The following is a 21,083-nucleotide window of genomic DNA, read 5'->3' on the forward strand; positions in this document are numbered from 1 at the left end:
ATCTTCGCAGTCTATGGACTTGGTCGTCGGGCAACAACTTGCGGCGGCCGGCCAATACCTGACCTTTGTATTAGGGGGTGAGGTTTACGCCTTGGGGATACTAAACATCAAGGAAATTATCGATTACGGAAACCTAACGGAAGTACCGATGATGCCCGTATTTGTTCGTGGCGTGATTAACTTGCGCGGCAGCGTGGTGCCCGTGATCGATTTGCTGGCGCGTTTCGGCAAAGGGGTTACCATGATCGCCAAGCGGACGGGGATTGTCATCGTGGAAACCTCGGTCGGAGATAACGACGATAATCGCCAATATTTGGGCATTATCGTCGATGCCGTCAACGAGGTCGTCGAGATTGCCGGGCATGAAATCGAGCCGCCGCCTAGCTTTGGCGCCGGTATTCGGCCGGACTTTATCAACGGGATGGCTAAGCGGGATAATCGTTTCGTCATTTTGTTGAACGTCGACAAAGTGCTCTCGGTGGACGAAATGGCGGCGCTAGGACAAGCCGCCGATCATATCCCCGGAAATGCGTTTGCTGAATAATTCACGGTAATGAACAAGCCGGCAAATCACTACGGCAATGCTCCGGTATTGCAACACCACGAGTTCCTGTGGATTAAGGACTATTTGTATAAGAATGCCGGAATTGTCCTGAATGAATCCAAGCAAGTCATGGTGATGGGGCGATTGGAAAAGCGCCTACGCTATTACGATTTGTCGAGCTATACCGAGTATTTCAAGCTTTTTACCAAGCCGGGCTTCGAAAACGAAAGAGTGATCGCCATCGATTTGTTGACGACCAACGAAACTTATTTTTTTCGCGAGCCCGCCCATTTCGATTTTTTCACCGGCAGCATTTTGCCGCAATACTCGTCATATCGAAGCTTTCGGGTTTGGAGCGCGGCGAGTTCCAGCGGTGAAGAAGCCTATACTTTAGCGATGTTGTTAGCGGAATACGGTCGCGGCATGCAGTGGGAAATTCTAGGGACCGATATTTCCACTCGCATCTTGGATAAAGCCAAGCGAGGCCTTTATCCTAGTCAGGCTTCCGAGAAAATCCCGCCTGACTTGTTGAAAAAATATTGCCTGAAAGGCACGGGTGAATACGACGGTTTTCTATTGATCGACCCGGCTCTACGGAGGAATGTCAAATTCGATTACGCCAATTTGATCGGTAACCTGCCGGATTTGGGTAGGTTCGAGGTGATATTTTTGCGGAACGTGATGATTTATTTCGATATTGAAACCAAACAACGCCTACTGGAGCGGATACTGAAATCGCTACAGCCGGGCGGCTATTTTTTCGTCAGTCATTCCGAGTCCTTAAACGGCTTGAATACCGAATTGCAACTGATTCGGCCATCTATTTACCGTAAACCCGAGAAATTCTAGGTCCCGGTTGTCACGGTCACGGTTTCGAATGCGGCGTCGTTTGAGGCGGGGCCGCTGAGGTTAACACAAACAGGCGCGACAAATGACATCACCCAAAATCCGAGTGTTGATCGTCGATGATTCGGCGGTTGTCAGGCAAGTGCTGACCGCTTTTTTAGGGCATTGCCAAGAGATCGACGTGATCGGGGCGGCTTCCGACCCGATATTCGCTATGGCGAAAATGAATCAGGATTGGCCGGACGTGATAGTCCTGGACGTCGAGATGCCGAGAATGGACGGCATCACGTTTCTAAAGAAAATTATGTCGGTACGTCCCACGCCGGTTGTGATCTGCTCAACCTTGACCGAAAAAGGCGCGGAAACCACGATGCAGGCATTAGCGGCCGGCGCCGTGGGTATCGTTACCAAACCGAAAGCGGGACTAAAGAGTTTTCTCGAAGACGATAGCGGCGATATCGTTCACGCGATCAAAGCGGCGGCGTTGACCGATATGCGGCGGATGAAAGCCATGACGATGGCATCGCATGCCGCCGCGGTTAAAAGTCATCATCAACCCAGCCAGCCGACATCGGCGCCTTCCTCGCTGGCGGCGACCACCGACAGGCTAGTCGCTATAGGCACATCGACCGGCGGTACTCAGGCCTTGGAGGTGGTATTGACACATTTGCCGAGGGTTAGCCCCGGCATTGTGATTGTGCAGCACATGCCTGAGAAATTCACCGGCGCCTTCGCGGCCAGACTCAACGGCATTTGCCAAATCGAAGTCAAGGAGGCCGTCAGTGGCGATCGGGTGATTCCGGGCCGGGCGTTGATTGCGCCGGGCGGTAAGCATATGACCGTGATTCGTAGCGGCGCCCAGTACATTGCCGAGGTCCAGGACGGTCCGTTGGTGAACCGGCACCGCCCATCGGTCGACGTGTTGTTCCGGTCCGTGGCGAAATACGCCGGGAAAAACGCGTTAGGTATCATCATGACCGGGATGGGCGACGATGGTGCTCGCGGTTTGCGCGATATGTTGGCGGCTGGTGCCCGTACCGCCGGCCAGGACGAAAAGACTTGCGTTGTCTACGGCATGCCCAAGGAAGCGGTCAAACTCGGTGCGGTTCAGCAAGAGTTGCCGCTGGAGTCCATCGCCGGGTTGATTGAGCAATACGGAAAAGCCAATTAGCGATACCTCGTAAAATCTTCGTCGTAGACCGCTGGGTGTCGGCGATAATGGCGGTTTTGCGATGGAGATTAGCTATGCGCTATTTGCACACGATGGTCCGCGTAAACAACCTGGAAGAGTCGTTGGACTTTTACTGCGCCAAGCTTGGCTTGAGCGAAGTTAGGCGAATGGACAGCGAAGCCGGGCGGTTTACATTGGTGTATCTGGCTGCCCCGGCCGATCTGGCGAGTGCTAGCGCTCAAGACGCTCCCTTGTTGGAGCTGACGTACAATTGGGATGTCGAGGAGTATGCTGGAGGCCGTAATTTCGGCCATTTGGCCTTCGAGGTTGACGACATATACGAGGTCTGTCGGCGCTTGTTGGACCAAGGCGTGACGATCAACCGGCCGCCACGCGACGGTTGGATGGCGTTTATCCGCTCTCCCGATCAAATATCGATAGAATTGTTGCAAAAGGGCGGTGCCCTACCGCCGCAAGAGCCTTGGGCTTCGATGGCGAATGCCGGCGTCTGGTGAGGTCGAACCGTTTGCCGCCGCTTAGTCTGTATATTCACTTCCCCTGGTGTATCCGCAAATGCCCTTATTGCGACTTTAACTCGCATGCGGTGAAGGAATCGATTCCTGAAGCAGAGTATATCGAGGCGTTGTTGCGCGATTTGGCAAGGGATTTGGAATACTTTGGCCTGGATCGGGCGGTTGTCAGTATTTTTATGGGCGGAGGCACTCCCAGCTTGTTTTCGCCCCCGATGCTGGATCGTTTGCTGGCGGGGGTTCGCGGCCTAGTGTCGCTGGCAGTCGACTGCGAGATCACGCTGGAGGCCAACCCCGGTACCTTCGAAAGTGGCAAATTCCGCGAATTTCGAGCGCTGGGGATCAATCGCCTGTCGATAGGCATTCAAAGCTTTCAAGATCGGCATTTGCAAACCCTCGGCCGGGTTCACTCGGCGGCGGAAGCGATCGCGGCGGCGGAAATCGCGGTGGCGGCCGGTTTCGAAAATTTCAATTTAGACTTGATGTTTGGCTTGCCGGGACAGAGCGAGGCCGAAGCCTTCGACGATGTAAGGTTGGCAACCGGTTTACGGCCCGCGCATATCTCGTTTTATCAGCTCACTTTAGAACCGAATACTTATTTCCATAAGTTTCCGCCCCGCTTGCCGGACGACGAGGTCATCTTTGCCGCGCAGAAGCGTAGTCAGGCTTGGCTGGCCGAACACGGTTACAGCCAATACGAGGTGTCCGCCTACGCCTCCACCGCCAATCAGTGTCGGCATAACCGCAACTATTGGCAGTTTGGAGACTATTTAGGAATAGGCGCCGGGGCTCACGGTAAGATCGGTCAGGCCTTACCGAGCAACATTGTCCGCACCGCGAAACCGCGAAATCCCGAGCAATACTTGCGCGAGCCTTGGACTGTCAGCCGATCTCGGATCGAGCTTGACCAACTACCGCTGGAGTTCGCGATGAATCGTTTGCGCTTGCGCGACGGCTTCCGTTTGAGCGAGTTCGAGGTAGCCACCGGCTTGTCCGGCGAAGCGCTAGCCGCTCCGTTGCGGAATGGGCTGGCGGAAGGCTTGCTGGAGCTAGCGGACGGCTTTTACCGTTGTTCGGCGCGCGGTTGGGATTTTCTGGACGTGTTGTTAGAAAAGTTCGTACCTGAATAGGGCGCGGGTATAATTCCAAGTTTTATGTCGCTAGTATAGGCCCATGCAAGACTATCAATACCAGTTTATCCGTTACGCCTTGGATTGCGGCGTTCTTAAATTCGGCGATTTTCAACTCAAATCCGGCCGGCGCAGCCCTTACTTTTTCAATACCGGATTATTCAATACCGGAGCGATGCTCGATCGGTTGGGCCAGTTTTACGCTCAGGCCATCATAGACGCGGGTGTTTCGGTCGATGTGCTTTACGGGCCGGCTTACAAGGGAATTCCGTTGGTGAGTGCGACGGCAATCGCCTACGCCAGGATGCAGAGCGACATCCCGTTTACGTTCAACCGCAAGGAGGCCAAGGATCACGGCGAAGGTGGGGTACTCGTAGGGGCGCCGCTGCAGGGGCGGGTCTGGATTCTGGACGATGTCATCACGGCAGGCACCTCGGTTAGGGAGTCGGTCGACATCATCCGCGCGGCGGGCGCTGAACCCGAGGGCGTGGTCATAGCGTTGGATCGTCAGGAAAAGGGCCAGAATCAGAGATCCGCGGTGCAAGAGGTGGAATCCCAGTTCGGTATTCAGGTGTTGCCCATTATTACATTGGCGGACATTGTCGTATTTATCGAGGGGGAAGCTGGCTATGCCGATAAGTTGTCGGTGATCCGAGAATACCGAGAGCAATACGGGCTTTAGGCCGAAGTGCGGCCGGGCTCTCTCACGGAGAATGGTCTACACTTAGCCCTTACTATCAGCCCTCAAATCGAGTACCGTCAGCACAAAGGCAAGCCATGAGAAATCTGGAATTTAGGGAACAGTTGCATGAGTACGCGCATTGGCGCGAACAACTGATTCAGGCTATCGACATGTACCGGGACTGGCGTACGCGTTATCGCTTCAGCGATCCGCAAAGTACCGACACCTTGTTAAATATTCTGCAGGGCTTGCAAAACGATCGGGTGACATTGGCCTTCGTCGCGGAATTCTCGCGCGGTAAAACCGAGTTGATTAACGCGTTGTTTTTTGCCGAGACCGGCGTGCGTTTGTTGCCGTCCTCGCCGGGACGGACCACGATGTCGCCGACCGAATTGTTTTGGGACGAGAAGGGCGGCAGCTATATCCGCTTGTTGAATATCGAAAGCCGTTTGGAAGACATCTCGCTGATGGATTACAAGCGTAATCCGGACCGTTGGACTCAGATCGACTTGAATTGCGATTCGCCCACCCAGATGCAGGAGGCGTTCAAAGAGTTGATCGCTACCAAGCGGATTTCGCGGGAAATGGCCGACAAGCTGGGCTTATGGAACGAACGCGAAGCGGCGGAACAAGGCATCATTAACCCGGAAAGCGTCGAGGTGCCTTGCTGGCGCCACGCGCTGATCAGTTTTCCGCATCCTTTGTTGAAAGAAGGCTTGTGTATCCTCGATACGCCGGGCCTGAACGCGTTGGGTACCGAGCCGGAACTAACCTTGAGCATGTTGCCCAGCGCTCAGGCCATCGTGTTCGTGTTGGCGGCCGATACCGGGGTGACCAAGAGCGATCTGGAAATGTGGAAGAGCCATGTCTGCAGTTCCCGTGCGGGTTCGCGCCGGCAGGGCCTGGCGGTCGTCATGAACAAAATCGACTCGATGTGGGACGATTTGATTGGCGAAGTTGGCTACGACGCGGCGATTCGCAAGCAGATCGAAACCTCCGCGTCCATTCTGAATCTGGATCGTAATGTCGTGTTTCCGGTATCGGCCAAGCAAGCCTTGCTGGCCAAGGTCAAGGGCGACGAGGCACTGCTGCGCAAGAGTCGCTTGGATTTGCTGGAAAATTATTTGTCCGACGATATTCTGGATCAGCGCCGGGATATTTTGAAAGGCGTGGTTGAGAAGGAAATCGGATTTTTGGTTAGCGAATCGGCCAAGCTGATGGAAGCCAAAATCAGTAATGCCAGTAAGCAACTGGACGAGTTCAAGCAAATGGATTTCGAAAACCAGGAGATGACCGGCAAGCTAATGGCGGAAACTCGCGACCGGCAAAACGCCTACATGGCGAATGTCGAGAATTTCCAGGCCAGTCGCAAGGTGTTTGCGGTGCAGGCCAAGATGCTGATCGATTCGTTTTCCAGGGAAAGAATCGACGACATCATCAAGCGTACGCGTCACGATATGAGTAAAAGTCTGACGACCTACGGTATGAAGCAAAATATGCGCAAACTGTTCGACGAGTTGCGTGATTTGTTACAGGACTCGGTGGACATGACCGAGGAAACTCGGCGCTTGATTAAAGCCATACATAAGAAATTCCAGGACGAATACGGCTTCAAGGAAATCGAGCCGCAATTGTTCTCGATCAAGCAATATCAATTCGAGCTGGAGCAGATTTTCGAGGAAGGCGAAGCGTTCCGTACTAGCGCCCGAACCACGATGACCGAGCAAAGCATCGTGGTGAATAAGCTGTACAGTACCTTGATCGCCAAGGCGAGAAACATTTTGCAGCAAGCCCAAAAAGACGCGGTGACTTGGAGCAACAGCGTGTTGACGCCATTGATGCACCAAATCAAGGATCATAAAAAGCAGATAGAAAGCCGTTTGGTCATGCTGCGCAAGATCAACGAATCCAAAGGCAGCGTCGCCGAAAGCATCGCTCAGTTGGAGTCGGAGCTTGCTCCGCTGGAGCAACAGCAGAAGGAGTTGTTGACCATTATCAAGGCCATGCATTTGGACGTAAAGCCGGGTTGATGGGCTGCGCGATCTTGCAATCCCACCGGTGAATCGATCCGCAAATCCTTCGCTAATCCCCCGCTAACAACTGCCGCAAGCGTCGCCAATCGAAAAATGGCCCAGGGTCGGATTTGCGGTCCGGGGCAATGTCGCTATGGCCGGCGATGCGTTCGTGGGATAAGCCGGGGTAGTTGGCTAACAGCGCTTTAAGCGTCGCTGCCAAACTCAAGTATTGCTTGTCGGTGTAGGGATTATCCACGGTACCTTCCAGTTCTATGCCTATCGCGAAGTCGTTGCAGCGCTCGCGGTCTTGGTAGCGTGAAATCCCCGCGTGCCAGGCGCGGCGGTTAAACGGGACGTACTGGGTGATGTCGCCTTCTCGGCCTATCAATAAATGCGCGGAAACCCGTAGCGTTTGAATTTCGGCGAAAAATGGGTGGTCGTCGGGATTCAATTGGTTGCAAAACAGCCGATCGATGTGCGGTCCGCCGAATTCGCCGGGCGGTAGACTGATGCAATGGATTACGATCAGGGAAATGTCGGCCGGGTTCGGTCGAGCGTCGTGATTCGGCGATGGAACTTGCCTGGCGCAAAGCAGCAAGTGATGGTTGATCGGTAGCGAGCTTTCTTCGGCTGGCGGTTGAGTTATCATCGGGTAGTCCGGTCTCGACACATTGGCCGGGTATAATAACGGCTTTGTCTAAACGATTGGCGATTCTAATGACTACTGGGCCTTCCGACTCCGAAATTGCTACTTACCTCGCCGAAGATGTCGGTACGGGGGATTTGACCGCTGCGCTGATCCCGTCGGAAACTCAGGCGGTTGCCAGCGTTGTCGCGCGCGACGCCATGGTGCTGTGCGGTAGGGCTTGGTTCGATGCGGTGTTTCGCCAGTTGCGGCCGGATGTGATTGTGGATTGGCAATTCGGCGACGGCGACCGGGTGCCGGCCGGCGGCGAGCTGTGCCAGGTCCGTGGTCAGGCCAGAGCGTTGTTGACCGGCGAACGGACCGCGTTAAATTTGCTGCAGACGTTGTCGGCTACCGCGACGCTGGCGCGTCAATATGCCGACGCGGTGGAAGGTACTGGTTGCCGGGTGCTGGATACCCGCAAGACTTTACCCGGACTACGAGTGGCGCAGAAATACGCTGTGGCTTGCGGAGGTTGCGTTAACCATCGAATCGGATTATTCGATGCTGTCTTGATTAAAGAGAACCATATCTTGGCGGCCGGATCGATTCCGGCGGCTATAGCGGCTGCTAGGGTTTATGCCGGTGTGCCGGTCGAGGTGGAGGTCGAAAACCTGGCGGAATTCGAAGTGGCTTGGCAAGCCGGTCCGGATAGAATTATGTTGGATAATTTCTCGCTAGCCGATATGGCGGTCGCCGTTGTGATGAATCAGGGAAAGGTGGAATTGGAGGCGTCCGGCAATATCACGCTGGAAAATATTCGAGAGGTCGCCGAGACCGGCGTGGATTTTATTTCTATTGGTGCCTTGACCAAAAACATTAAGGCCGTCGATTTGTCGATGCGCATTCAGATGCGCATCGACTGAACCTAGGCTGTTTTAGCTAACCGCGTTCAGCATTTCGTTTTCGTACAAACGCAGTTTTTTCCAGTTCGCGAACTTGCTGTCATCGAAATAGGCATCGTGGTCGATGGCGTGTTCGTAGCAGCTACGGAATAGTCTGGCGGTTCGAAATGCATGTAACTCGTCGTCGGCGGTTACCGTGTCGACGTTGCCGACTTGGAAGGTTTTGTTGCGGGATTTACTGTCTTTGACCCAGAACACGGTATAGCACAGATAGCTTTTGTCCTTGCGATGGTCGAACTTAATGGTTCTGGATACTCCGGTTACGCCGGTGGTGGTTTTGTTTTTCGGCGGCTTCAAGAATCGGGTCTTGCTGCCTTTTAATACCACTAACATTTGGTCGCGCCAAGTAATCGCGGCTTTCAGCGACTTGGTTTTGCTACCCCAAAGTTTATGCGAAAAATAACGGCTGCTCTCCTTGCCGCGCCGAACGATGCGAACTTGAAAACCGAATGCATCGGGTTCTGTGATGTGTTTTACTTTTGCCATACTTAATACCCCAACCAGAAAATTCACAAAAGGTCTGCAGGTGAATTTTAAAGTCAGACACACGCAGACTGTCTGTTAATTGTGTAAGCTTTTGCCTACAAGTTAGCGCGAATCGCATCATCTTGCAAGTAGAATTTGCCTGGATTATTGGGTGAATACCCAGTATTTTAGTGTAGAATAAGCTTCAGCCTTACCCCAAAGGCGTTTCCCCCTGTTAACCTTTTGTTTTTAAAAAATTTTGGAGGAACTCAATGAGTGTTTTAGTTGGTAAGCAAGCCCCCGATTTTACGGTTCCTGCGGTTCTGGGCGATGGTCAGATCGTCGACTCCTATAGTTTTTCTGAAGCCACGAGCGGCAAATATGCTGTACTTTTCTTCTATCCGCTGGACTTTACCTTCGTCTGCCCTAGCGAGCTGATCGCTTTGGATCACCGTATCGACGAGTTCAAAAGCCGTGGTGTCGAAGTCGTTGGCGTGTCCATCGATTCGCACTTTACGCACAATGCATGGCGTAACACACCGGTTAACCAAGGCGGTATCGGTCCGGTTCGTTACACCCTGGCCGCCGACCTGACTCACAGTATCTGCAAAGATTACGATGTTGAATCCGCTGGCGGCGTAGCGTTTCGCGGTAGTTTCCTAATCGACAAAGCAGGTGTCGTGCGCCATCAAGTGGTTAACGATTTGCCGCTGGGTCGCAACTTCGACGAAATGTTGCGCATGGTCGATGCGTTGCAATTCCACGAAGAGCATGGTGAAGTTTGCCCCGCCGGTTGGAACAAAGGCGATTCCGGCATGAATGCGAATCCGCAAGGCGTGGCTGAGTATTTGAGCAAAAACGCCGACAAACTGTAAGCTTCGTCGGTCTAGGCTTGTAGGCGCGTTGCTGTCGAGGCAACGCGCCTTTTTTATGCGCCGGAGTTTGGCCCGCCTCGAGTTCTATCCAGCTTTCGATAGCCGATGGCTTCGCTTAGATGCGGAATTTCGATCGTATTGGAACCGGCCAGGTCGGCGATGGTGCGGGCCAGTTTCAGAATGCGATGATACGCCCGGTGCGACAGTCCGAACTTTTCCATGGCTTGTTCGAGCAGCCGGTGGCCTGCGTCCGTCAGAGTGCAGTAGCGTTTGACTTCCGCCGCTGATAATGCCGAATTGGCCTTGCCGCAACGGCTATAGGCGATGTTTCGAGCCGCCGCCACGCGCTCGCGAATGATCTGGCTGCGTTCCTCGCCGGCCGATGCACCCTCGCGTAGCACCGAAATCGGCACCCTGGGGACTTCCAAGTGCATGTCGATTCGGTCCAGTAGCGGGCCCGATACTCTGGCCCGGTAGCGCGCGATTTGCTCAGAGGTGCAACGGCAACGCCCCGACGAATCGCCCAAGTAGCCGCAAGGACAAGGGTTCATGGCCGCGATCAACTGAAACCGTGCCGGAAAATCGGCTTGGCGATTCGCGCGGGAAATCGTGATATGACCGGTTTCCAACGGTTCACGTAAGACTTCCAGCACCTTGCGATCAAACTCCGGTAATTCGTCCAGGAACAAGGCGCCGTGATGAGCCAGGGAAATTTCGCCAGGTTTGGGGTTGCTGCCGCCGCCGACTAGCGCCGCGGCGGATGCGGTATGGTGCGGCGCTCGAAACGGCGGTTGCCGCCAGCGGCCGACGTCCAGTCCTTGGTCGCTGACCGAGGCGATCGCCGCCGTTTCCTGCGCTTGCTGTTCGCTGAGTTCCGGCAAAATCGTCGGCAAGCGTGCCGCTAACATCGACTTCCCTGTGCCGGGCGGGCCTAGCATCAAGATAATGTGTACAAGGAACCGGCCAAAAAAATTATATTTAAGCTATGCTATAGACATAAAACAAAGGGCTTGAGAAAATTTACAAACAATGCTAACAGCTAAAAACAATAAAATAATGAAGAAAATGTATGCCATCGTTTTATGAATTTTTTGCAGGCGGGGGGATGGCGAGAGCCGGACTCGGTTCGCGCTGGAAATGCCTATTTGCAAATGACTTCGACCAAAAAAAAGGCGAAACATACATCAAAAACTGGGGCGATAAGGAAATCAAAGTCGGCGACATAAAAAAGTTGTCGGCAAAAGACCTGCCTCATTCAGCAGACCTCGCGTGGGCATCGTTTCCCTGTCAAGACCTATCGCTTGCTGGCGGCGGCGCTGGACTAAAAGGCGAACGCTCAGGCACGTTTTGGCCGTTCTGGCAATTAATCAAGTCAATCAATGCGGAAGGAAGAGCGCCAGGCGTCATAGTGCTGGAAAACGTATGCGGCGCACTTACGTCACACGATGGAAAAGACTTTGCGTCAATCTGCTCAGCTTTTAATGATGAAGGGTATTCTTTTGGCGCAATGGTAATCGATGCTGCGCTATTTGTACCGCATTCTCGACCGCGTTTATTCGTAATAGGCATAAAACCAGAATTCATAATACCCGGCGAATTAGTCGGTGACGGTGCAACAGAACAATGGCATCCAAAAGCGCTTAGAACAGCTTTCGACAAGTTGCCATCAAAACTTAAAGAAAATTGGCTGTGGTGGAGAATGCCACCGCCAGAACTGAATGCATCCAGATTTGCCGACGTCATTGAAGAACACCCGACAGGCGTTGAATGGCACAGCGAAGAAGAGACGAAAAAACTCCTTGGAATGATGAGCACAGTCAATCTAGCTAAAGTCGAGCAAGCTAAAAAAGCAGGAAAAAAATGGTCGGCACCATTTATAGAAGAACGCGGCTTGATGAGAACGGCTATAAAGTGCAACGCGCCGAAGTGCGTTTTGACGATATTGCGGGATGCCTTAGAACACCCGCTGGCGGTTCAAGCCGTCAATTAATTTTGGTCGTAAACGGCAAAAAAGTTAAATCAAGACTGATTTCAAGCAGAGAAACGGCGAGGCTGATGGGATTGCCAGACAGCTACATTTTGCCGGAAAAATACAATGAAGCTTATCACCTCACCGGGGATGGCGTTGCCGTGCCCGTAGTAAGGCATCTAGCAGAAAATATATTCGAAGCGATTATTAAAGCTAACAAAAAAGCAAAAACAAAACTATCGATAGCATGACCATCATACCTTGCAAGCAAAACGCCGATTTAAGACGAAAAATAGAAGAATACGCGGAAACACTAAAAGTTGAAGCTCACAAACTTGGAGACCATGGGCTTTCAGAATCAGAGTTTTATAACAGCGGATTGTTCAGAGGCGCAATTGAACGGATAAGAGGACAATTCTCGGCAACAATGCGGGAAAAAGGGAATTCGTTCAGCATGTCCTAAATTACATGCAAGACAGGGAATTAATTCAAGATTGGGAATCAGCCGGCGAAGCCAACAGACATGACTACTCGGTTACACTGAAAAGCGGAAAAATTGCCATTATTGAACTAAAAGGATGTTTGGACGGCAACAATACGAACATCTTTGAAAGACCACCACAAGCTCAAGAATTCATTATTTGGAGCGTTTGCTCAAACCCAGGCGCAGACCCGCGACACAACGCATGGTCCGGCATTCACACCAGATTAAGCGCAGAAATCATATCAAGAGAACAGCGGATTGACGGCGTGATGATTTGGGACATGGTCTGCGGAACGATTGGTAGAAAGTGCCCCAAAACCGAAGAACATAAAACAAGGATAACCGAAGTAGGCCCCTTTACTCTGCCGCCGCCATGCATTTACGTAATGCCAGCAACCATAGCAAGCCCAAGAAACAACCCAAATCCAACAGCACAAAAACTCGAAGAAGTTGAAATATTGTCAGCATTCAGCGAATGCTTTAAATGCTTACCTGAAGAGATCAGCTATGTCGATTTCAGCGTTGAACACAGAGGCGCAGAAACAATGAGAACAACAAAAATTAAACGAGCTGGGGTTGTACAACAGGAATCATCGCCGACGGCGATTAGAAGATCATAGAGAAAGAAAATTCTTCACTTTTTCAGCTAGATCAATACTCTTTACTTCGCACTCCCAAACAATCATAAATCGCCATCCAGCGGCTAGCAATGCCGCTTGATTTAAGGCATCACGAGACTTGTTCCTTTCTAACTTAAAGCTCCAATAATCGACATTCGATGTAGGCGTCTTGGCATGCTTGCAACCTTCATGCACATGCCAAAAACAACCATGAACGAATATAACCTTTTTATATCGGGGAAAAACTAAATCTGGGCAGCCTGGAAGGTCTTTGCGGTGCAGTCGATAACGATAACCAAGACCAAAAACTAGGCGTCTAACGATAATCTCAGGTTTTGTATCTTTCGATCGAACACTTTTCATGCATTTAACGCGATCTTCTTTAGATAAAGTGTCCGACATAAAAAACTAGTTAATTGAAAGAGAGTCTGTGTTTTCAGCCATATAGCTAGAATTATGCTTAGCAACCTGCTTAACTGAACGGGTTCCGTTGATGTTATCAATCCTAAAGCCGCCAACGCTACGCTTGCGATTGCTGTAATAAGACTGCGACAGATCATTGCTATGACCTGCGACAACAGCAACACCATCTTTTGATAGCAAGCCTTTAGCAGTAGCTAAAAACTGATGTCTAAAAGTGTAAGCACTGACTTTTGATGAAAGGTTCGGAAAAATGCGGTCATTGAACTTACGAAGCTGCTCAGAAAGATTCTTCGCACTTCCGATTTTTATGACTAAATCAGAGTCTTTCTGCGTTAGCGATAAAAGATGCTTGTAATATTGGCAGTCGCTTGAAACAGAAAAGCTTCTGACGTCTTGACCATACTTTCCATTATGCGTCTTTACGCTCTTTACGATGATGTGCAACATGCCGTCTTTTTGTCGCACAACGACACCGGCAACAAGTTCTTGTGGGCGAACACCGAACAATTTAAGACAGCATACAACAGGCAAATAATCACTTTGCTCTTTTTGTTTTGAATCCAAGCAAGAAAGATAATCGAAATAGGAATCCTGCCAGCCCTTAGGCAATTTCTGTGATTTTTTCGACCTTGATTTTTTGTAAGGCTTTTTAGCTTCTTTCCAATCGCTCGTATATTGACCCTGTTCAGCTTGCTTTAGATGCTTATGTTCAGGATCAGGCGGACATTCGCGCAAATAATCGACAAGCTTACAATATGCTTTAATGTATGTGATTTTTGTCAAAGCATCTTTTTCTTTAGTTGCTAAATCATAATATGCTTTAGCTTCTTGCTCCAAACAATAACACCAAGCAGCCCGACACGTATAATAATATGACTTACTTTGAGCATATTCTACCGGCGTTTTCTTAGCGCTTTTCATGCGCTCGAAAAGCTCATAATATCTGCGCTTCGATACTTCTGCTATAGCATGACGAAGCGGCAAACTCTTACGATAGTTTGTCGCTTCGTTCATAGCAGCATATTCTTTGCGCAAATCAATACCGCCCATAAATTCAAGCCCCGTAGTCTGTGTCAATACTATAGCCATAACTTTTCCCTGTAATTAATACTTATTATTGTGTCGATATTTTCCAATATCGACGTTATTTAAATGGGCATGCTAACGCTATCGCTAAAAGCAGCACGCCCCCATATTTTTACCTTCTCATAAATAAGGTGGTAAAAATATTAAAATCAAAAACAAAAATCTTCTATTTCGTCGTCGACGTATATCAATTCATCAAGATAAAGCTTGTGAGAATAGGCCGAAAATTCAAGAAAGGGTTCAAGACCGACACCGTAAAAATTAGTCAAAGCAATAGATTTATGCTCAAATGATAAAAAATAATCAAAAACAAATTCTTGCTTTAAAAAACGATAACGACGAACAATAGATTCGTATTCTCCGTCACAAGAAACAAATTCATAACGACGCAATTCTAAACAATGAAATCCGTTTTCTAAAACATCATTCCAAATAACAGCCCTAAAGCGACCCTCTGCAATTTCATAATCATCAAGAAAACCAGGTTGCAAAGAATCTACGAAAGAAAAAATTTCTTTCGTTTCTTCTTCGCTCGATATTTCAGTAACGAGTTCTTTATCGTAAAAAAGACGTTGAATTTCTTGCTGATGCCACTCTTCCTTTTTTAAAGATTCAAGCTCTTCTGTAAATTTACAGATTTCAAAAAATACATTATTACCCTTACGCATCAAATCATGATAATGATCGACGTCAATATCCGGCAAAGAGGGCTTTTGTGAAATAAGATCATAACCGCTCAATGCCCAAAGCGCTAAAACTTCATTATCAAGATAACGCTCAAGAGTTTTTAATGATTCGATTTGAAATTTGATTTGTTGAATTTTAGATTCTTCATCCTTGAATTCAGATTTCTCAGCTTCTCTTTTTGCCGCTTCTTCTTTCTCCAAAGCTTCTTTTTCAGCTTCAACAACAGCTAAATAATCAAGATAAGCCTGTTTTTTGACAGTGTAAATGCTAAAACCATGATAAGAGTTATCTTTGATATGAATATCGACAAGATAGCCTTCTTTAATCTTAATAACCTCTTTTGAAAAGAGATATTTGATATAATCGATGTCAGATTGTTTAGTTGATACTTGTGATGCCATTGAATTAACTCCGTTTAATTTAGTTTGTCTATAATAATAGTATATATCTTTTTACCACCTTCATTAATATATTTTTATTGAATTTCTAAAATATTTTGTGACGAATATAGCAAATAATTAGAAACTAAAATCATGGACAGGGATATTATCATCGACAATTAATAGATTAAGAGTATATTCTTCTTTGTATGAATAGAATTCAGAAATATCAGCATCTACCATTTTCAAGCGATTAAAAAACTTTTCTTGATAATCATCAGACTTTGTTAAGAGATAATCATAGACGTGAAATTTATCGAGATTATATTTGCGACGACTATAAAGGGGCATAGAAAAATCTTCATGGACGAAATCATTATAAGCAACACTGAAGCCACGCGTCTTAGTTATAGAAACGAAATAGAAATTGTTCAAAAACATGACGTCGACGCGGTACTGAGTTAATTCTTTTGAATCAGAAAACTGCAAGATCAAATCGATAAAAAAGAGAAAATGATGACAGCTAGATTTATCTGCAATACGACTGACATCATGAGAAAAAAAGCAAAAGCATAAATAACGAAAAGCCGATGGTCGTGATCGTCTGACATTTTGTTGACAAAATCCAAAGTATCTTTCAAAAAGATATTATGATCAATCAAACTAGAAACTTTATCAAGCAAGGATAAATATTCAGCATTAAAAAAACTAGAAAGACCATTTCTGCTGACGTTATAAACATCATGCTCAGAATAAAGTAAACCTTGTTCAGCAAAAATGACGCTGATGTCGAAATACAAGCAGCGAATCAAGAAACTGTTATAGTCGATTTTCTTGGTTAAATCTTCGATATACTTGTCTTTCATAAACTAAAACACAAGAGCATTTATATCGTTATCAAGATCGATGTAATCACAAAGATGAATGTCGTCGCGGTAGCTTCGTATATACTGACGAGCTTCTAACTGCTGCAACATTGAACAATTTACCAAAATGCGAGCAAGCTCATTTTCGTTAAGATCGGCTTGAGCAAGCGGTAAAAGAACGTCGCGAAACGGCATTGCGCAGGAAAACAGATATTTGCTGCGATAAACAACATAAACATAATCATTATCAGAGCGAGCATCTTGAAGAAATGCTTGCGAATCTTTTAATTTGTCAATGAGAAATTGTGCTATATTGTCTTCCATGACTTAAAACTCCATCAAATTGTTATCATCATTACTTTCAATCAGATTATTTAAAGAGTCTTGCTCAATAAGACTTCTTAAATAATTAATTGCAATTTCGTCATTACAACCGTGCAATATCTGTTCTTGTTTGTCGACAGACAAACCAGACGATGTAAGCCGATCAACCAAATATTGAATATGTGGTGATGTTTCGCGAATTTTGCCGGATTTGTAATTTATGACGACAAAAGAACCCCTGAATCGCGCAGTTGCATCACCCGAAAGCAAGGCATTGATGCCTTGCCTTTCTTGCTCAAGAACATACAGATAAAAATCTTCGCCGGATATTTTATATGTTTCACTATCATGAAAAGAATATCTATCCATGTCGAATTTAATCGAGAATGTGCATGACATATGATCTGTGATCGTTACTATCTCTTAAAATCTTAACAGTCAGAGTTTCGTCGACAGAATCTTCTAAAATACGATCAACAAAAGCTTGATCAGATGAAAAACGAAGGAAAGTAAGACCATGCTTTCTGTTGAACCTACCGGCAATCATCAATTTAACGTTATCCATTATTCTTGCTCCACATTTCGATTAACTCTTTCAAAAGCAATAACTGATATTCATTCATAGCATGTCCCCTGAAAATCAAAATCATTAAAAATTGGCTCGACGTATGAATCATCGTCAAGAACGAGATCATGATTTAAAGTTTTACGAGGATAAGAATAATCTTGCAACTCTACAATCAAATCTGATTGAAGATTAACAAGCTCACGATAAGAAGCAAGCAAATGATGGACATCATTTTTGAAATGACGCTCGAATATATCAAGAGAATGCTTTAAAGCTTCAATATCAGACTGCAATTTATTTATGGACATAATTAACTCCGTTTAATTTATTTAACTTACAATTAGATTATTACACATAACTCATAACTTTCAAGATCAATTAATATATTATTAGTTAATATTAAAATCTGAAGAAGGAAGATTATTAATATCAGGCGACTGAGCAGACGGCTGAACAGGCGGCTGAAATTGAACACGCTGCTGAACAAGCTGCTCAACATGATACGGATTAAAACGATTACCTTTCACAACTTCACCGCAATATTCTTTTGTAGAGGGGTAAGGAGAACCCTGAGTCGTATAACAACGGCAATCATCGTGATATTTGACACAAGCAGCGAGCAATGGAGCAGACGTTACTTTAATCAAATCACGATAGGCAGGAGCTGATTCAATAAGCCCTTCTATTGAAGGTTTAAAATCAGGAAAATCTTTAATAGGAAGAGAATCTGATGGCTTGATGCCATCTACGACGGAGTTTTTATGTTCATTTTTAGAATCAACGACGACAGGAACAGATGACTCTTTACCCCCGTTAAAAATTTTTTTAGAAAAACGATAAGCGCCAAAAAGCGTAAAAAGAACAGCAAAAATCAAGAAATAAAGCTGCGGCGGCAATTTTCTATTTTGCTTAGTATGCATTTCAGCAGACTTATAGAGACCGTAAACCCGTTTTGGCAATGAATAGCGACGTGTGACAGCGCCGCTGATATTCTGCGGATTTTCCTTACATTCAAACCATTCATATTGCCAACGTCCGTTCCATTTCGAAACTAAATGCATATGATGACCAACTAAATCGCGCACAGACGGCGTGATTAAGCCAGGATTTTGAGAAATTAACCAGAAATCTATACCATAATGTCTATGGGTTTCTAAGCGCGTTATATCTTCACCGGGCTTAGTAATATTCTTGCGCCAAATACGTTGCACTTCGTCAATGATGATAAGGCTGTTTTCTTCTTTCCACTCTATCCAGTTTTCAACATAAAGTGGTTTATAGCCATCAGCTTTGCGAGCCTCGATTAACGGGCGCTGACGACCGCATAAATCACATTGATCACTGTGACAATAAACTTTAACGTGAGGAATTTGAAGCTCATTAATACCATGCTGATAAATTGTTCGCTCTGGATTGTCTTTTACAAAATCTAACAATCTATCAACAACAAAAGCAGTTTTGCCGGTGCCGGGGGTGCCGGTAAATAATTCAATCATAAATAATCCGTTTTATTAATTAGAAAATCCTTTCCTAATTAATATTATAGACTATCTATTGAATATGCCAAATATTAAAATGTATCTAAATTGCTTACTGCAGAAGCGACAGCGCCAAATTTCTTCATTGCCATAAATCCGGCTCTGACAACTATTGCAGAACAAATAATACCCAAAAATTGACCTACGCCAGCTAGATTAAGCAAATCTAGCGTCATCTGTGGAATAGAATTATATTCAAGCTGCATCTTAGCGATAAGAGTGTTAGCTAAAGATGTCAGCGACATATAAGATATGATACCGACACCCAGCATAAATAATGTTCTGAGAAGTAAAAATTTAAAAACAAGCTGAATAATGGCAACCATAAAATTCCCTTTTATGAAACGTTATTGCGAAATATAATTAATGCACCAAATAAATAACCGAGCAATAATATAACAGGACGAATATCAATTAAAAAACCGCAGATAAAATCAAGAGACATAACAATCTCTTTACCGTACAAAGTAAATTTCGGTGGCGTTGGACAAGAACCAGGATTGCCGAAGCTATGGTTATCTAAATCAGCGGGAATATCAGCATCTTTAGTCAAAAGCGGCGACATCGTTAGTGTCGGCGTCTGAACTTTTTGACAAGCCAAAATATCAGGATACTTATCGCAATCGGTCTGAGACTGAGAAGCGGCAGGATCAGAACTAGAAGGCGAAGAGCCGGACAAAACAACTGGAGAGGGGGCATTTTCGATATTTACAGTCGTTTCAATACTAGATGCCGGCGTTGTTTTAACGCTAGTCATTTCTGTAACTGTTGCAGTTTGCGGACCCGTTTTTGTCGCAGTTACTGTTTTAGTTGTCGTCTGTACAGCGCCGTCGGGCGAGACTGAAGTCTGGGGAGCAGTGGTCTCAGGGGCTGGAACAGATTCAATGACGGGGGCGTCGCCTGTCGGCAAAGCAGCAGGGTCTACTTTGCCGATTTCAGCAATTGTATCAGCTTGTTTTTGAGGAGAAACAGACGGAGCGCTATTTAAACGCTGCTCGACTTCAGACGTAGTGGCAGGAGTAACAGCGGGATTAGGGTCTGTTAAATAACATTCTTCACCCAAACTGCTGTATGTATAACCAACTGGACAAGTAGTACCACGCGTAGAATTAAGATAATAATGAGTGCCAAAAAAATTATTGCCAGCTTTATTCAAAAGATGATACATGCTAGCAGCTAGACCGACGCCAAGATGATCAATAGCAACCGAAACTAAACAAGCATTTGCATTATAACCGGCAGGCACGCCCACGACGTCACAATTGGGCAAACCGTTCTGAGTGTTCAAAACACGCATGTAAGCAGTAGCGACAAAAACGGGATCAGAAGAAGATACACCGGCAAGATTTTGAGCAGTATAAGTAAGTAAAGCATCAGTGATGGGCAACGGAATAAGACCGTATTGACCCGTTTCCGGGTCATAAGAAACACCCGCATTATGATAATAATCCCACAACGCGTTTCCCGCACCCCAAAGAACAGTACCGCCAATTATCCATGGATTGAGACGCGAATTAGTCAAAAGAGACGCAGCGGAAGAAGCAATAGAAGAAGCAGAAATAGCATTTGAAACTGTAAAGGGGCCATTCAAATCAGGAAAAAGATTAATGACGTTGCTACGATACTGAGCACCGTTTGATGCAGCTTGAACGCCAATACCGGCAACGCCAGTTGAAGCGGCACCAGCGGGCACTTTAGCAACAGCAGCAGGAAAAGACGAAGCAGCAGCGCCGACTCTAACAGTAGATGCTGTACCCGCGCGAGAAACGCTAAAAAGAGAAACAACGGGGCCGGCAAAAGATGCAGACGATATAAAGAAAAATAACAAGATTAAGAACAAGCGATCCATGCAGACCCCGCTATTGTTATAACGATACAGATAAAAAAGAAATCCATTTCTATTGCCCCTTTAAAACACTCTACGAAGAACTTTAATCATAAAAGCAGCGACAAAAGCGCCTGCCATAAGCCAACCAAGCTGCGTTGCGTCGTCAACAGAAGTCAATCCAGAGTACGATTTTTGATAACCGACCTGACTACAAGAGGGATAAATACGATTAAGCAAATACGTGGCAGCTTGTTGATTACCAAATTGCTTATAATTAATGGTTAAATCAACAGATGTTTGAGACTTAACAGAAAAAGCAGTGACAACAGATATTCCGGCAGAATCAGCTTGCACGGGACGAGCAATTTCAGCATTAGCAGCTTCTTGAATTGTCGAATAACAATAATCATCGTAAAGATTCATAAATTCCATTTTATTAATCTGTTATAAAAAAGGGGGCAT

25 protein-coding genes and 1 pseudogene are annotated in these 21,083 nt (G+C 46.8%); 12 read left to right on the forward strand and 14 right to left on the reverse strand.

Annotated elements, in window-relative coordinates; all coding sequences use genetic code 11:
* Positions 1–13: 13 nt before the first annotated feature.
* From ACP4CD_RS17800 to ACP4CD_RS17830, 7 genes are all read left to right on the forward strand, one after another.
* Positions 14–544 (forward strand): chemotaxis protein CheW, encoded by a 531-nt coding sequence (locus ACP4CD_RS17800; protein WP_139306283.1) that lies wholly within the window; start codon positions 14–16, stop codon positions 542–544.
* Positions 545–553: 9 nt separating this feature from the next.
* A complete protein-coding gene (locus tag ACP4CD_RS17805; RefSeq protein ID WP_064031404.1) occupies positions 554–1,393 on the forward strand; it encodes a CheR family methyltransferase in 840 nt (279 codons plus the stop codon).
* A gap of 82 nt (positions 1,394–1,475) precedes the next feature.
* Entirely contained in the window at positions 1,476–2,561 is a 1,086-nt protein-coding gene (locus ACP4CD_RS17810; RefSeq protein WP_426991888.1) for a protein-glutamate methylesterase/protein-glutamine glutaminase, read from the forward strand.
* Between the two features lie 74 nt (positions 2,562–2,635).
* The gene (locus ACP4CD_RS17815; RefSeq protein WP_281021748.1) at positions 2,636–3,076 is read left to right on the forward strand and encodes a VOC family protein; all 441 of its coding nucleotides are present in this window, start codon (positions 2,636–2,638) and stop codon (positions 3,074–3,076) included.
* An 11-nt stretch (positions 3,077–3,087) separates the two neighbouring features.
* Positions 3,088–4,221: a radical SAM family heme chaperone HemW gene (hemW, locus tag ACP4CD_RS17820; RefSeq protein ID WP_426991889.1), complete on the forward strand. Its 1,134-nt coding sequence runs from the start codon at positions 3,088–3,090 to the stop codon at positions 4,219–4,221.
* A gap of 43 nt (positions 4,222–4,264) precedes the next feature.
* Positions 4,265–4,903 carry an orotate phosphoribosyltransferase gene (gene pyrE, locus ACP4CD_RS17825; RefSeq protein ID WP_426991891.1) on the forward strand — a complete coding sequence of 213 codons (639 nt, stop codon included), beginning with the start codon at positions 4,265–4,267 and terminating at the stop codon, positions 4,901–4,903.
* Positions 4,904–4,998: 95 nt separating this feature from the next.
* Positions 4,999–6,933: a dynamin family protein gene (locus ACP4CD_RS17830; RefSeq protein WP_071159232.1), complete on the forward strand. Its 1,935-nt coding sequence runs from the start codon at positions 4,999–5,001 to the stop codon at positions 6,931–6,933.
* A gap of 52 nt (positions 6,934–6,985) precedes the next feature.
* On the opposite strand, the gene ampD is transcribed toward ACP4CD_RS17830, so the two are convergent.
* Positions 6,986–7,567, reverse strand: a complete 582-nt coding sequence (ampD, locus tag ACP4CD_RS17835) for a 1,6-anhydro-N-acetylmuramyl-L-alanine amidase AmpD (protein ID WP_426991893.1) — start codon at positions 7,565–7,567, stop codon at positions 6,986–6,988.
* 68 nt (positions 7,568–7,635) lie between these two features.
* On the opposite strand from ampD, the gene nadC reads away from it, so the two are divergent.
* Complete coding sequence (gene nadC / locus ACP4CD_RS17840) at positions 7,636–8,469, forward strand: carboxylating nicotinate-nucleotide diphosphorylase (protein WP_426991894.1); 834 nt, start codon at positions 7,636–7,638, stop codon at positions 8,467–8,469.
* A gap of 12 nt (positions 8,470–8,481) precedes the next feature.
* Here nadC and ACP4CD_RS17845 read toward each other — a convergent pair whose 3' ends face one another.
* Positions 8,482–8,994 carry a hypothetical protein gene (locus tag ACP4CD_RS17845; protein ID WP_064031398.1) on the reverse strand — a complete coding sequence of 171 codons (513 nt, stop codon included), beginning with the start codon at positions 8,992–8,994 and terminating at the stop codon, positions 8,482–8,484.
* Positions 8,995–9,245: 251 nt separating this feature from the next.
* Here ACP4CD_RS17845 and ACP4CD_RS17850 point away from each other — a divergent pair, with 251 nt between their 5' ends.
* Complete coding sequence (locus tag ACP4CD_RS17850; protein ID WP_064031397.1) at positions 9,246–9,848, forward strand: peroxiredoxin; 603 nt, start codon at positions 9,246–9,248, stop codon at positions 9,846–9,848.
* A 53-nt stretch (positions 9,849–9,901) separates the two neighbouring features.
* On the opposite strand, the pseudogene ACP4CD_RS17855 reads toward ACP4CD_RS17850, so the two are convergent.
* Positions 9,902–10,798, reverse strand: a pseudogene (locus tag ACP4CD_RS17855) (YifB family Mg chelatase-like AAA ATPase); the annotation flags it as partial.
* A gap of 119 nt (positions 10,799–10,917) precedes the next feature.
* Between ACP4CD_RS17855 and ACP4CD_RS17860 the strand changes: the two are divergent.
* The 3 genes from ACP4CD_RS17860 to ACP4CD_RS17870 all read left to right on the forward strand — a co-directional run bounded on the left by ACP4CD_RS17860 (position 10,918) and on the right by ACP4CD_RS17870 (position 12,921).
* Positions 10,918–11,838 (forward strand): DNA cytosine methyltransferase, encoded by a 921-nt coding sequence (locus tag ACP4CD_RS17860; RefSeq protein ID WP_426991897.1) that lies wholly within the window; start codon positions 10,918–10,920, stop codon positions 11,836–11,838.
* Positions 11,775–12,068, forward strand: a complete 294-nt coding sequence (locus ACP4CD_RS17865; protein WP_426991898.1) for a DNA cytosine methyltransferase — start codon at positions 11,775–11,777, stop codon at positions 12,066–12,068. The genes ACP4CD_RS17860 and ACP4CD_RS17865 overlap by 64 nt, the downstream gene beginning before the upstream one ends.
* Positions 12,069–12,285: 217 nt before the next feature.
* Positions 12,286–12,921, forward strand: a complete 636-nt coding sequence (locus tag ACP4CD_RS17870; RefSeq protein ID WP_426991900.1) for a hypothetical protein — start codon at positions 12,286–12,288, stop codon at positions 12,919–12,921.
* Here ACP4CD_RS17870 and ACP4CD_RS17875 read toward each other — a convergent pair.
* From ACP4CD_RS17875 to ACP4CD_RS17925, 11 genes are all read right to left on the reverse strand, one after another.
* Positions 12,916–13,323, reverse strand: coding sequence for a very short patch repair endonuclease (locus ACP4CD_RS17875; protein ID WP_426991901.1), 408 nt, complete (start codon positions 13,321–13,323; stop codon positions 12,916–12,918). The two genes, ACP4CD_RS17870 and ACP4CD_RS17875, sit on opposite strands and share 6 nt — an antisense overlap.
* Before the next feature lie 6 nt (positions 13,324–13,329).
* Positions 13,330–14,433, reverse strand: coding sequence for a hypothetical protein (locus tag ACP4CD_RS17880; RefSeq protein ID WP_426991902.1), 1,104 nt, complete (start codon positions 14,431–14,433; stop codon positions 13,330–13,332).
* 146 nt (positions 14,434–14,579) lie between these two features.
* A complete protein-coding gene (locus tag ACP4CD_RS17885; RefSeq protein WP_426991904.1) occupies positions 14,580–15,518 on the reverse strand; it encodes a hypothetical protein in 939 nt (312 codons plus the stop codon).
* Between the two features lie 470 nt (positions 15,519–15,988).
* Positions 15,989–16,363 (reverse strand): hypothetical protein, encoded by a 375-nt coding sequence (locus ACP4CD_RS17890; protein ID WP_426991906.1) that lies wholly within the window; start codon positions 16,361–16,363, stop codon positions 15,989–15,991.
* A 3-nt stretch (positions 16,364–16,366) separates the two neighbouring features.
* Positions 16,367–16,687: a hypothetical protein gene (locus ACP4CD_RS17895; RefSeq protein WP_426991908.1), complete on the reverse strand. Its 321-nt coding sequence runs from the start codon at positions 16,685–16,687 to the stop codon at positions 16,367–16,369.
* A 3-nt stretch (positions 16,688–16,690) separates the two neighbouring features.
* Positions 16,691–17,056: a hypothetical protein gene (locus ACP4CD_RS17900; protein WP_426991909.1), complete on the reverse strand. Its 366-nt coding sequence runs from the start codon at positions 17,054–17,056 to the stop codon at positions 16,691–16,693.
* Positions 17,057–17,302: 246 nt separating this feature from the next.
* Positions 17,303–17,563 (reverse strand): hypothetical protein, encoded by a 261-nt coding sequence (locus tag ACP4CD_RS17905; protein ID WP_426991911.1) that lies wholly within the window; start codon positions 17,561–17,563, stop codon positions 17,303–17,305.
* An 81-nt stretch (positions 17,564–17,644) separates the two neighbouring features.
* Complete coding sequence (locus ACP4CD_RS17910; protein WP_426991912.1) at positions 17,645–18,751, reverse strand: zonular occludens toxin domain-containing protein; 1,107 nt, start codon at positions 18,749–18,751, stop codon at positions 17,645–17,647.
* Positions 18,752–18,825: 74 nt separating this feature from the next.
* Positions 18,826–19,119 (reverse strand): DUF2523 family protein, encoded by a 294-nt coding sequence (locus ACP4CD_RS17915; RefSeq protein WP_426991914.1) that lies wholly within the window; start codon positions 19,117–19,119, stop codon positions 18,826–18,828.
* Positions 19,120–19,130: 11 nt separating this feature from the next.
* A complete protein-coding gene (locus ACP4CD_RS17920) occupies positions 19,131–20,642 on the reverse strand; it encodes a virulence factor TspB C-terminal domain-related protein (RefSeq protein ID WP_426991916.1) in 1,512 nt (503 codons plus the stop codon).
* 60 nt (positions 20,643–20,702) lie between these two features.
* Positions 20,703–21,044: a hypothetical protein gene (locus ACP4CD_RS17925; protein ID WP_426991918.1), complete on the reverse strand. Its 342-nt coding sequence runs from the start codon at positions 21,042–21,044 to the stop codon at positions 20,703–20,705.
* Positions 21,045–21,083: the final 39 nt, after the last annotated feature.

It is taken from the genome of Methylomonas stagni (assembly GCF_050154735.1).
Classification (GTDB): Bacteria; Pseudomonadota; Gammaproteobacteria; order Methylococcales; family Methylomonadaceae; genus Methylomonas; species Methylomonas koyamae_A.